Here is a 12,470-nt window from a genome sequence, read left to right on the forward strand (position 1 = left end):
TTATTAACGCCTGCGCGCTTGCCTTATACCTCTTCCGGAAGGTAACATTAACCCTAAATAACTCAAAGCGGTGAATACATGAGCTGGCCGACTCCCAAGCATGAGATAGACAGAATCATCCATGCTGATCACCATGACCCTTACAACGTATTGGGGATACACGAGTCGCCCGAGGGGGTGGTTGTCCGGGCCTTCGACCCGGCGGTGGCGGAAATAGCGGTGGTGGACATCTATAAGCGTGAGAGCCGCTATATTATGGAGCGGTTGGACCTGGAGGGATTTTTCGAGGTATTCATCCCGGGCCGCAAAATCTTCGCCTACGACCTGCACAAGGTCAACCACCGTGGCGAGCATACCATCAACCGCGACCCCTACAGTTTCCTGCCACAGTTGGGGGAGATGGACCTTTACCTCTTCAACGAAGGCAACCATTACGAGATCCACAAGAAGCTGGGCGCCCACATCATTTCGGTGGACGGCGTTCCGGGGACGCGGTTCGCCGTATGGGCCCCCAACGCCCGCCGGGTGTCGGTGGTTGGGGATTTTAACGAGTGGGACGGTCGGCGCAACCCCATGCGCATCCTTGGCAGTTCCGGGGTGTGGGAGATTTTCATTCCCGGTGTCGGGGCGGGCGCCGTGTACAAGTTCGAGCTGAAATCCCAGAATGGAGACGTTTTCCTGAAGTCCGACCCATACGCATACGCCTCGGAGCTTAGGCCCAAAACCGCAAGCCAGGTGTGGAACCACGAGGAATATCAATGGGACGACGCCGAATGGATAGCGCAACGGGGCATGGCCAACGTCCTTGAGCGCCCCATGGCCGTTTATGAGGCGCATCTGGGCTCCTGGGCCAAAAGCCTGGACGGATCAGCGTGGCTGTCATACCGGGAACTGGCGCCATTAATGGTGGAATACTGCAAGAGGCAGGGGTTCACCCACATAGAGCTTATGCCCCTCAGCGAGCATCCGTTCGACGCATCCTGGGGTTATCAGGTGACCGGCTATTTCGCCCCCACCTCGCGGTTCGGCGCACCGGACGACTTCAAGTTTTTCGTGGATTTTTTCCACAACCACGGTATCGGCATAATCATGGACTGGGTTCCGGCCCATTTCCCCAAAGACGATTTCGGCCTCCGCAGGTTCGACGGCACCGCGCTGTACGAGCATGAAGACTGGCGCAAGGGAGAGCATCTGGACTGGGGGACGCTAATCTATAACTACGGCAGGCCGGAGGTGGCCAACTTCCTGCTTTCGTCGGTGCTTTTCTGGATGGAATATTTCCATCTGGACGGCATCCGGGTGGACGCGGTGGCCTCCATGCTCTACCTGGACTATTCGAAAAAGCATGGCGAATGGGTGGCCAACCCGTATGGCGGCAAGGAAAACATCGAGGCCATTGAGTTCCTGAAGAAGATGAACGCGCTCATCCACGACAAGTTCCCCGGCTCGGTGAGCATCGCCGAGGAGTCCACGGCGTGGGCCGGGGTGTCCCGCCCGGTGTACCTGGGGGGGCTTGGGTTCACCATGAAATGGAACATGGGCTGGATGCACGACATTCTGGAGTATTTCAGCAAAGAGCCGATCCACCGCAAATATCACCACAGCAACCTTACCTTCGCCATGCTCTACGCCTTCCACGAAAACTTCATGTTACCGCTGAGCCACGACGAGGTGGTGCACGGCAAAAATTCGCTGATTGGCAAGATGCCCGGCGACCTGTGGCAGAAGTTCGCCAACATGCGGCTGTTATTCGGTTACATGTACGCCCAGCCGGGAAAGAAACTTATCTTCCAGGGTGGAGACATCGGCCAGTGGAGCGAGTGGGACCATGACAAGAGTGTGGACTGGCATCTGCTCCAGTACGCCCCCCACGCCCGTCTGCAAAAATTCATGGCCGATCTTGGAAACATCTATATAAACGAACGAAGCATGTGGGAGGTGGATTTCTCCAACGAAGGGTTCGAGTGGATAGATTTCCACGACTGGGAATCCTCCATCGTCTCTTTCATGCGCAAGGCGAAAGACTGGCGTGAACATACCATATTCGCTTTCAACTTCACCCCCGTGCCCCGGTGGGATTACCGCATAGGCGTGCCCGAACAGGTGTTCTACGAGGAGGCGCTGAATTCCGATTCCGAGGTTTACTACGGTTCCAACCTGGGCAATTTCGGCGGGGTATGGGCGGATCCAATCCCATGGGGCGGCAAACCCGCTTCCATAAATATCACCCTGCCGCCTCTATCCATGGTGATGTTCCGGCCCAAGAGGGGTTAGATTAAACGCGGGGCGCTTATAACCTGCGCCCCGCGTTTTTATTTGCCACCCGGAACCGCAAAGCCCATGAGCCGGGCTTGTTCGATTAAAGCCATTCCTTCGGCCTTGTCCCCTTTCATCAACCGGGCCACACCGAGGTTATAAACACCCTCGGCGTTGCCGGGCTCACGTCTTATCAGCGACTCGTAAACTTTTATGGCGTCCGCCGGGCGGCGCAGGCTTAAATAAACGGAGCCCAGGTTTATGTACGCTTCGGTGAGGTCGCGCCTGAGGTTCAGCGCCGCCACGTAGTGAGGCCCGGCGGCCATGTAGAGGTTTTTCCTGAAAAAGCTGTTGGCCAGGGCAAGATGGGCCTCGGCCATGTTCGGGTCCACGCCAACGGCGCGGCGAAGCGCCTCAATGGCCTGGTCGTGGCCCCCTTCAACCTGCCAGGCCACCCCCAGGTTGAAATGGCCGTAGGGGTATTCCGGCTGGAGCGCCACGGCCTTCTCAAACAGTTTTTTGGCCTCGGCGGTTTTTCCGTTCCGCAACAGCGACACCCCCAAGTTCACATAGCCCCGGGCCTTGCCGGGCGATTTTCCGATTACATCCTTCCACAGGCTATCTTCCGTCCGCCATACCTGGTTCCTCTGGATCGTGGCCGCGCCCAACGCAACCGTAATCACAACAAGCGCGGCCGTGGCCCCAAAGTTAACAAACTTTCCGCCCGCTTTTTCAGACAGTGCGCCCAGCCCTTGAGCCGTTACGGAAAAAACCGCCATCAAAACGCCCGCCATGGGAAGGTACATCCGGTGTTCGAACGCCATATCTTCCAGCGGGAAGAAGGATGACTCCACCGAAAGCGCCAGAAAGAAGAAGAACACGCCGAACGCCGCGGGCCTGTTCCGCCGGATAACCGCAAGCCCGGCGCCTGCGATGGTCATCAGCAATATCAGCGAAGGCCAGCAATCCGCAAGCGCCCGGGCCAGGGGAATTTCATAATCCAGGTTCTGGTTTATGGGGAGAACCAACAACCGGAGGTACATGGCTATCACGTTGAACTGCGTCAGCAGGTATTCACCCGGCGTGGCCATGTTCCTGGCCCTCATGCCGATGTGTAAAACCTCCTCGTTCATGTTCAACGCCGTGAGGATGGGGATGACAAGGAAGACCGGTATAAACAGCGCCAGCCGCGAAGCCCGTTCCTTCAGTTTGGCCAGAGACCCGCTAACGAAAAAATAATCCGCCGCCACGATAGCCAGCGGAAGGGTGACCGAAAACTGTTTTGTGAACATGGCCGCCACGGCGGAAACAAGCGACGCCGCAAGCCACCGTTTTGCGGCTTTCGGGGAATCCGCCCCGGCTCTGGCGGAGGTCAAATAAAGCCCCAATGAAAGGATGTAAAACATGGCCGCCAGGGAGGTGTTCCTCTGCCATATATAGGTAACGGCCTGGGTCTGCAACGGATGGACGGCGAACACCAGGGTCGTGGCCAGCGGCCAGTCAAACCTGGATGCGCCGCGATTATTCATGTCGCGGATCAATCCAGCCAGCCACAGTACCAGCAAACTGTTAATAACGTGGATGGCCACGTTGAACACATGGTATCCGGACACATCCAGCCCGCCGAGTTGATGGTTTATCGCCAGGCTCAAAAAGGTTAAGAACCGGGCCGGATTGTTAGCCCATACGGCGCCGATATCCAACGAGGAAGTAACCGCGCGGTTTGTGACGATGAACACATTGTCGTCAAACTGGAACGGGAAATGGTAAACCCCCTGGTAACAGGCCAGCACGGAGCCGACAACAAGGGCGGGGCGCCATATTCGGCTAACAGGCATAAACATACTGTCCATTACGCGTCCAGTTTCCCGCCCTTGGTTTTGTAGGATTTGGCCGAACGGACGCGGCATTGGAAAATTTCCGACAGCTCCTGTTCCCCGGTAGCCTTATACACCTCCGCCAGTTTCTCATTGGCCTCAAGGTTATATGGGGCTATCTTGATTACGCTCCTGTATGCGCGGATGGCGTCGCCGCTCCAGCCTCCCTGCGCCAGCGCCCCGCCCAGCCTTAACCGCGGGGTGATAAGCTCCGGGTTCGCGTTTACGGCGTTTATGAACGCCCTGGCGGCTTTTTCGAAATCCCCCGTTTTCATGTAATGGTCGCCGATGGCTATGTGCCCCCGCACCATGGAGGGCTCCAGTTCCACCGCCCGCCGGTATTCGGCCAGGGCTTCACCGGGCCGTCCGCTTTTCTCCAACACCCCACCCAATTCCATCCGGGCGAAGGCCGAGGATTTTGTGTTAACCGCCAGCCGGTACCACTGCTCCGCGTCGGCGAGCCTCCCTTCGGCCACGGCCATCAACCCCAGCTGGTGATACCCCCGCACCTTGTTTGGTGATTTGGCCACCACGTCACGCCAGATGGTTCCGTGATCTTTCCAAACCTCGTTTCTCAAGCGCGTGGCCAAGGACAGGGGCAATACGGCCGCCAGAATTATCGCTACCGCCGCCCACTTTTTTGTCCCGGCGCCGAACACCAGTTTCTCCAAACCCTGAAACGCCATGGCGCCAAACGCCAGAATCATCCCGAAGGATGGCAGGTAAACCCGGTGTTCGAAAATCACATCTTCCAGGGGGAATATGGACGATTCCACCGACAGGCCCAGAAAGAAGAACACGATGCCGAAGGAGGCTATCCTGTTCCGGTTGCGAAGGTAATACGCCAGACCCGCCAGAGTCAGCAGGAACGCCAGAGACATCCAGCAATCCGCCAGAGACCGCGCCACGGGATAGTCGTAATCCAGGTTCTGCCCGGCGGGATAGAAAAGCAGGCGGATATATGTGCCCACCACGTTAATCTGGGTCAGGAAATAATCGTGCCTGGAAATTATCCTCCCGGCGCGGGTCACGATGTCCCGGGATTCCTGGCTTAACCCCAGCGCCGTGAACAACGGGATAACCGCGAACGCCGGGATGAACAGGGCCAATCTTGGCAAAGCCTCCCGCAGGGCGCGCCATGAGCCGGACACGAAAAAATAATCCGCGATAACTATGGCCGCCGGGAGGGTGACGCAAACTTGTTTTGTGAACATGGCCGCGGTGGCCGTGACCGCCGAAAGGGCCAAAACGGCCTTCCAATAGCCGCCGGGGCGTTCCACCTTCATCATGGCCGACTTTAAATAAAGCCCAATGGCGCCAAGGTAAAACATGGCCGACAGGGCCGTGGCCCTCTGCCAGATGTATGTTACGGCCTGGGGCTGTATGGGGTGCGCCGCGAATATCAGCGCCACGAACAGCGGGAGCCACCGGCGCGCCAGCCCGCCGCCATACCGTTTGGCCAGCATGGCGGTAATCCAGTACACCGCCAGCGCACAGGCTACATGTATGGCGAAATTCACCAGATGATAGCCGAATGTGTCTTTCCCGCCGATCCAGTAATTTATGGCCAGCGAATAAAAATTAATGAACCGGCTAGGGTTGAACGCCCACACCGCGGCGGCGTCTTTGAGGTAGAAGGATGTGTCTTCCTTCACGAACATCAGGTAGTCATCGAAAACGAAAGGGTAATGGAACGTTCCCGCGTAGCAGGTGAACGCCGCAAACGCAATGGCGGCAAGCTCCATGCAAGTTCTGGCGGCGGGAAATTTGCGGGTGTCGTCTGTCATGGAAAGTATATTAACCCGCGAGTGCCCCAAATAAAACCGGTTCTATGGGCTCAACCAAGCTTCAAACAGGCTGTTTGATATAATCCCGGAAACCGAAACCGGGAATAAATGGCATACCGATCCGTTATGGCTCTTATTGGCCTTGCCGCCGCCGCTTTTGCGGGGTTCGCCCTGCGCTCGGTGGATATCGCGAAAACCTTCGTAGGCTCGGCGGTGATATTCCAGGAGTTCGACCCCTACTACCACATGCGCCGGGTCTTCATGATCCTGTCGGATTACCCCAACGTCCCCTATTTCGACGCGGCGCTCAACTTCCCCAAAGGAGCTCCCATCATATGGCCGCCGATGTTCGATTTTTTCGTGGCGTCGGTGAGCCTGATTCTTGGTTACGGCGCGCAGGACGCCGTGATGGTGGAATCGGTTTCCGCTTACATATCTCCTGTAATCGGAGCGCTCACAAGCATCCCCGTGTTTCTTCTTGCGCGGGAAACCTTGCGAGACAGCCGCAAAGCGCTGGCGGCCGCTTTTCTGGTAACCCTTGTTCCAGCCCACATATGGTATTCCCGGATCGGTTTCGTGGATCACCATTCGGCGGTCACTTTCATTCAAACGCTCATGTTCTTCCTGTTCCTGCGCGCTGGCCGCGCATTCGGCGCCGGCGGAGAGGCGGAAGAGCCGGTCAACCGGAAAATCTTATGGGGCACGGCTTGCGCCGCCACGCTTGCGGCGGGGTTTCTAACATGGAACGGGTTCACCATATATGCGGTGATCCTCGACATTTTCCTGGGGGCTCTCATTATGGTGGAGCACCGCGATGGACGGTACGGAACCGCATTGACGGCCTCCGGCTCCCACCTGGCCGCGGCGGCGATGATAATCCCGTTCGCCGCTAAAACTGTGGCCCATGGTGCCGCGCCCTTCTCCGCCGTCACCATCTCCTATTTCCACGTGGCCGCGTTGGGCGCTTTTGGCGCTTTTGCGTTTCTTTCCCATATGGGCGCGGTCTCCGGACAGTCGCGTAACCGGAAATCCAATATAGCCATCCGCGCCATGCTGGCGATGTTTATTGTGGCCGCGTTGGTTCCAGTAGCCGCATCTATGTGGACGGGATTGGATTGGGTTTTTACCGCCGACAGGTTCATGGCCTCCGTGCGGGAATCCCGCGCCATGTTCGCGGGCGGGCTGGCGGCGGATTTGCCGGAAGCCATCCGGTGGCTAACGGGGTTTCTGGTTTTATTCCCGGCCATGTACGCATTGATGCTGTACCGTTGGGCCGGGGAAGGGTTTAAAGACGCCAACAAACTGTTCATCCTGATATGGGCGGGCGTGATGTTCATGCTGGCGATGAAACAAACCCGGTTCGGTGAAGCTTTTGCCCCGGCGCTGGCGGTGATGTCGGCCTGGTTCCTTTTCGAGCTTCACGATTTTGCCCGGACGAAAATCCCCACCCCCAGAGCCATGGCTCTTTCCATCCCCGTAGCTTTGGCCATCGTCATGTTATGCCCCTATTACGCCGCATACGCCCAAAACCCGGGGCGGTTGCTGGCGGTGTTCACCCATGACGCCAAGACGGCCCCCGCGCCTTCCACGGACTATGATTACAGGCTCCATGAAGCGTTCACCGGTTTCCGCAAAACCTTGAAGATCACCAGCGGGCCTGGGGACTCGATGAAAGCCCTGCCCGGCGTGATGCTCCAATGGGGTATCGGCCATAAGGTCCGGTACATTATGGGCCTGCCGCCGGTCAGCGACAATTTCGGCTCCCACACCGGGTGGGATTCATACCGCGACTGGGCGGGTTTTTATTTCGCGGAAAACGACGGAGATGCGGCCAGGATACTGGAACGCCGGAACGTTAAATATGTAGTGTCGGATTTCGCCATGGGCGCCATAGAATCCGCCGCCACGTTAAGAGGCGTTCCCGTCCGGAATTATTACAGCGAAAGGGTCGCGCTGTCAGGGTCAACTTTGGCCATGGAGCCCGCGCTGATAAGAACGCCCTATTTCCGCCTGTCGCGGCTCGGCGGCTCCCATGTTAACCTGAAAAACCGGCGCGGGAATTCGCTGGACATTCCGGCCCTGTCCCGCTTCCGCCTCATCGCCGACAGCCCATACGACGATAGGGATGAGACCAGCCTGAAACTTTATGAGTTCGTGAAAGGCGCAAGGCTATCGGTGGCAGGGGTTAAAAAAGGTGGCTCATGCTCCATCACCTACAAGTTTGTTTCCAGCGCAGGACGGGAACGGATTTATACGGATACAGCCATGGCCGGTGAGGATGGACGGTTGAGCTTTCTTCTCCCCTATTCCTCCGAACGGCCCGAGTACGGCCATACCGCCGGTTACGTCATTACATGCGGCCAGGGGTTTTCGGCTAACATCCACATCCGTGAAAAAGATGTGGTGGATGGCGGGCTGGTGGAAATCAGGCTATAAAAAAAACGGCGCCCGGCCGCAAAGCCGGACGCCATTCCAAGCCCAGGATGTAATCCCGGTTTTTACTGCATACCGCCAGCAGTGGAGTCCCAAGTGAAGACATCCGCCGTGCCGTCGTTGTTCGCGTCACAGTTGGCATGGGTAGCCGTGGACGAGAAGCCGCTGATGCCGATCAAGGAGACAGCGCCGGTCACCAGGGTGCCGCCGGTGTTCGTGTAGGTGAAACCGACAAGGGTGGCGGGGTCGGTGGTGTAGGCGTTGTTATCGGTGAAGTAGGCCTCTTCGGCTATGGCCAGGTTGGCCAGGTCGGACTTAACAGCGGAACAATAGGATTTCGCGCGATAGGCCGCGAATTGCGGTATGGCGATGGCGGCCAAAATGCCGATGATCGCGACGACGATCAGAAGTTCCACCAGTGTGAAGCCTTCTTTTTTCTGGATAGAGCGCAACATGTTGTTTCCTCCAATACTTTTGCGTATTTCATCCGGGTTCCCCGTGACCCCCACGGGATGCTCCCTGCCAAACCATAGTTACAATGCCTGTGCCATATTGGGTTAATGCGGATTTATATTGATATGCCCTTGTTTTTCAAGACATGCTACATATGTTAACCCAAATACTTCTGCCCCGCTCTCCACTCTGGCTATTACACTAATTGACAAAGAGTGACGATTTTTGTCACCAAGGGTTTTCACCGAAAACCGCCCCGCCATACCCAATATTTTTCAAAAGATTGGAACTGTTCTGGACATCTGTCCAACGGGCCGCAAATTGTCACATACGCTTATCTTATTGTTATTACAATCATTACTCGATAAACCGAATTGTCCGTCATAGTCTTTCCGAAAAGCCTGCCTCTTGGAGACATCAACTGCGGTACACCCTCTTATCTTTGGTTCAAGAAACTTTGCGCCGGTGATAACATAGTTAAATCCGACATGACATGAGGGTTATATAACCGTGATCGACCTGCATACGCACACACTGTTTTCCGATGGGGAGCTTGTTCCGTCAGAGCTGGCCCGCAGGGCCCAGGCCGCCGGTTACCGGGCGCTGGGATTGACAGACCATGTGGATTACTCCAACTTCGATATGGTGATCCCGCAGATTGCGCGGTTCTGCCGGGAGATGGCCGGAGGGGAGATCACTGTTTTGCCCGGAGCCGAAATAACCCACGCCCCGCCCTGGCAGATAGCCAAACTGGTAAGGCTGTGCCGCGAGGCTGGGGCCAGCGTTGTGGTCGTCCACGGTGAAACAATAGTGGAGCCGGTGGCCCCCGGCACGAACCGGGCCGCCATAGAGGCCAGTGTGGACATTTTGGCCCATCCGGGTTTTATAACCGAAGAAGAGGCGCGTTTGGCGGCTGAAAAAGGGGTGGCCCTGGAAATCAGCGGCCGTGGCGGGCACAGCTTCACCAACGGCCATGTGGCGGCCATTGCGCGTAAAACAGGGGCCTCGCTGGTGTTCAATACCGACACTCACGCGCCAAAAGACCTGATGGGGCTTGAGATGGCCCGCAGTGTGGCCATGGGCGCAGGGATGAGCGAGGACGAGACCGGGGCCATGTTCGAAAACTCCCGGAAGCTTTTAAGCCGCCTGACCCGGTAGCGCCCGTGGGCGGCGGCTGGCGTTAATGCCCGCTTATTTTCCCATTCCGGCCTCCTGTCTTGCTATCCTATTAGGCTTATGAAGTTTTTATGGCGCTAATGGAACAGAAAAAATCATCAATATTGATCGGCACCTCCGGGTTCTCCTATGACGACTGGATAGGCCCCGTGTATCCGGAAGGGATCCAAAAGGGGGACATGCTCCGCTATTACTCCCACGAACTGGGATTTAAAGTTGTGGAGCTCAACTTCACTTATTACACCATGCCTTCGCCCAGGGTTTTCGAGTCCATGCTAAAGGAAACCCCGGAGGACTTTTATTTCGTGGTGAAGGCCCATTCCTCCATGACCCACAAGATAAGGGCCGAGGATGGCTCTTTTTTGCGGGACGAGGGGGCGTTCGAGGCTTTCTTGAAAGGTGTGGAGCCGTTAACCCAGGCCGGGCGGCTGAAATGCGCGCTGGCCCAGTTCCCCATGAAATTCAACCGCACGGCGGACGCCGTTGAGCATTTAAAGTGGGTCGCCGAAAGCCTGAAATCCATCCGGCTCACTGTGGAGTTCCGCAACTCCGCATGGGTGTCCCAGTCTGTCTTTAACACCCTTAAAAGCCTGGACGTGGGCTATTGCGTTGTGGACGAGCCGGATCTGCCGGGCCTTGTGCCATTCACGCCGGTGGTCACCGCATCCCCTGCCTATGTGCGGTACCATGGCAGGAACCCGAAGTGGTTCAACACGCCCATCAATGTGAGGTACGATTACCTTTACCCCGAATCGGAGTTGAGGGGGACGCTGGGCGACATGGCCAGGATCACCCGCTCGGCGGACGAGACGCTGGTTTTCTTCAACAACCATTTCAGGGGTTCTGCGGTAAAAAACGCGAAAATGATGATCGAGTTATTGGGCGCGGGGCAAGAGGCGGTTTGAGATGACGGAAGAAAAATCTAAAGAAGCGGAAGGCGGGCAAACCGGCGCGCCGGATGGGCGCAAGAAGGTGGTGCGGCGGGTCAATCCCGATGAAAAACTCCCTTTCACCTCGCATTTGGAAGAGTTCCGCTGGCGGCTGATTTACTGCCTTGTCACCGTGGGGGTGGCGTTTGCCCTGCTTTATGGCGTGTCCGACCAGATATTCCTCTTCATAAAAAAACCCATCGGTGTTGATCTGGTTTTCCTGGCCCCCGCCGAGGCCTTCTTCGTTTATTTAAAACTGGCCTTGTACATGGCGGTCATCGTTTCCATGCCGGTCATCCTCTATCACACGTGGGAGTTTGTGGCCCCGGGCCTTCTGGATACGGAGCGGAGGTTCACGGGGCTTTTCGTGGTGTTCGGCGTGCTGTTCTTCGCGGCCGGGGCGGCGTTCTGCTATTTCGTGGTACTGCCTTACGGCCTGAAGTTCCTCATAGCCTACGGCGGCGAAGGCTTAAAACCCATGATCTCCGTGGGGAACTACATATCCTTCGTTTTCATGTTCCTGCTGGCGTTCGGCCTGATTTTCGAGATGCCGCTGGTAATCGTATTCGTGACAAGGCTTGGCATCACCACCCCGGAATGGTTCGCAAAACAACGGTCTTACTTCGTGGTGGGCAACTTCGTGGTGGCCGCCATCCTCACCCCCACGCCGGACGTGGTGTCGCAACTTATGATGGCGGTGCCGATGATGTTCCTTTTCGAGCTGGGGATAATAGCCGCCAAAATCCTGCGCCCGCGAAAAAACAGGGAAGCCGTGGGAAATGAGTGATGACCCCATGAAGGACCCGGCGGAACGGCTCATGGTGGCTTTAGACCTTCCCACAGCCGACGAGGCTTTGCGGATGGTGGATTCCCTGGGAAATATCGTGCGCTGGTTCAAGGTGGGCAGTCAGCTTTTCACCGCCTGCGGCCCTGACATTGTCATAAAGATAAAGGGAATGGGGTTCAAGGTTTTCCTGGACCTGAAATTCCACGACATACCCACCACCGTTTCGCTGGCGGGCGTTTCGGCGGCGAAGCTGGGGGTGGACATGTTCAATGTCCACTCCATGGGCGGAACCAGAATGATGTCGAAAACGGTTAGCGGTGTGTCGGATTTTTGCGCGGACAAAGGATTAAAACGGCCCATTATAATCGCCGTCACCGCCCTCACCAGCATGACCGGGCCCGACTTGAACGAGATTGGCATCGGCGGCCAGGCGGCGGATGCCGTGAAAAACCTGGCGGGTCTGGCGAAAAATTCCGGACTGGACGGGGTGGTGGCATCGCCGGAAGAGGTGGCTATGATAAAGGACGCCTGCGGCGAGGGTTTTGTTGTGGTCACCCCCGGAGTGCGCCCTGTATGGGCCGAACGGGACGACCAGGCCAGGGCGCAAACCCCTTTCGGGGCCATCCGCAACGGTTCCGACTACCTGGTGGTAGGCCGCCCAATCCTAAAAGCCCAACACCCGGCGGACGCCGCCCAAAGGACGCTGGACGAGATAGCCGCCGCCCTCTAAAAAACCGGCCTGTCCAAAAGGTGGTGTCTCAGTTTGAATCCC

At 57.1% G+C, this 12,470-nt stretch carries 9 protein-coding genes; 6 read left to right on the plus strand and 3 right to left on the minus strand.

What is annotated here, in order from left to right:
- Nucleotides 1–78: 78 nt before the first annotated feature.
- Nucleotides 79–2,274 (plus strand): 1,4-alpha-glucan branching protein GlgB, encoded by a 2,196-nt coding sequence (gene glgB / locus HY751_06235; GenBank protein ID MBI4665988.1) that lies wholly within the window; start codon nt 79–81, stop codon nt 2,272–2,274.
- A gap of 38 nt (nt 2,275–2,312) precedes the next feature.
- On the opposite strand, the gene HY751_06240 is transcribed toward glgB, so the two are convergent.
- Nucleotides 2,313–4,094, minus strand: coding sequence for a tetratricopeptide repeat protein (locus HY751_06240; protein ID MBI4665989.1), 1,782 nt, complete (start codon nt 4,092–4,094; stop codon nt 2,313–2,315).
- A gap of 14 nt (nt 4,095–4,108) precedes the next feature.
- Nucleotides 4,109–5,920 (minus strand): tetratricopeptide repeat protein, encoded by a 1,812-nt coding sequence (locus HY751_06245; protein MBI4665990.1) that lies wholly within the window; start codon nt 5,918–5,920, stop codon nt 4,109–4,111.
- A gap of 108 nt (nt 5,921–6,028) precedes the next feature.
- On the opposite strand from HY751_06245, the gene HY751_06250 reads away from it, so the two are divergent.
- The gene (locus HY751_06250) at nt 6,029–8,356 is read left to right on the plus strand and encodes a hypothetical protein (GenBank protein ID MBI4665991.1); all 2,328 of its coding nucleotides are present in this window, start codon (nt 6,029–6,031) and stop codon (nt 8,354–8,356) included.
- 62 nt (nt 8,357–8,418) lie between these two features.
- Here the strand turns inward: HY751_06250 and HY751_06255 are convergent, their stop codons facing one another.
- On the minus strand, nt 8,419–8,796 hold the full coding sequence (locus tag HY751_06255; protein MBI4665992.1) for a prepilin-type N-terminal cleavage/methylation domain-containing protein: 378 nt from the start codon (nt 8,794–8,796) through the stop codon (nt 8,419–8,421).
- A gap of 520 nt (nt 8,797–9,316) precedes the next feature.
- Between HY751_06255 and HY751_06260 the strand changes: the two genes are divergently transcribed.
- The 4 genes from HY751_06260 to pyrF all read left to right on the plus strand — a co-directional run bounded on the left by HY751_06260 (nt 9,317) and on the right by pyrF (nt 12,428).
- A complete protein-coding gene (locus tag HY751_06260; GenBank protein ID MBI4665993.1) occupies nt 9,317–9,964 on the plus strand; it encodes a histidinol phosphate phosphatase domain-containing protein in 648 nt (215 codons plus the stop codon).
- Between the two features lie 98 nt (nt 9,965–10,062).
- A complete protein-coding gene (locus HY751_06265) occupies nt 10,063–10,887 on the plus strand; it encodes a DUF72 domain-containing protein (GenBank protein ID MBI4665994.1) in 825 nt (274 codons plus the stop codon).
- Nucleotide 10,888: 1 nt separating this feature from the next.
- Entirely contained in the window at nt 10,889–11,698 is an 810-nt protein-coding gene (gene tatC, locus HY751_06270) for a twin-arginine translocase subunit TatC (GenBank protein ID MBI4665995.1), read from the plus strand.
- A 7-nt stretch (nt 11,699–11,705) separates the two neighbouring features.
- Nucleotides 11,706–12,428 (plus strand): orotidine-5'-phosphate decarboxylase, encoded by a 723-nt coding sequence (gene pyrF, locus HY751_06275; GenBank protein MBI4665996.1) that lies wholly within the window; start codon nt 11,706–11,708, stop codon nt 12,426–12,428.
- Nucleotides 12,429–12,470: the final 42 nt, after the last annotated feature.

Source organism: Nitrospinota bacterium, assembly GCA_016208975.1.
In the GTDB taxonomy this organism is placed as follows: domain Bacteria; phylum Nitrospinota_A; class UBA7883; order UBA7883; family JACRLM01; genus JACQXA01.

Excerpts from the sequence above, each read along its gene's own strand:
- glgB (MBI4665988.1), top strand. The coding sequence starts at position 79 with ATGAGCTGGCCGACTCCCAAGCATGAGATAGACAGAATCATCCATGCT.
- HY751_06240 (MBI4665989.1), bottom strand. The coding sequence starts at position 4,094 with ATGCCTGTTAGCCGAATATGGCGCCCCGCCCTTGTTGTCGGCTCCGTG.
- HY751_06245 (MBI4665990.1), bottom strand. The coding sequence starts at position 5,920 with ATGACAGACGACACCCGCAAATTTCCCGCCGCCAGAACTTGCATGGAG.
- HY751_06250 (MBI4665991.1), top strand. The coding sequence starts at position 6,029 with ATGGCATACCGATCCGTTATGGCTCTTATTGGCCTTGCCGCCGCCGCT.
- HY751_06265 (MBI4665994.1), top strand. The coding sequence starts at position 10,063 with ATGGAACAGAAAAAATCATCAATATTGATCGGCACCTCCGGGTTCTCC.
- tatC (MBI4665995.1), top strand. The coding sequence starts at position 10,889 with ATGACGGAAGAAAAATCTAAAGAAGCGGAAGGCGGGCAAACCGGCGCG.
- pyrF (MBI4665996.1), top strand. The coding sequence starts at position 11,706 with ATGAAGGACCCGGCGGAACGGCTCATGGTGGCTTTAGACCTTCCCACA.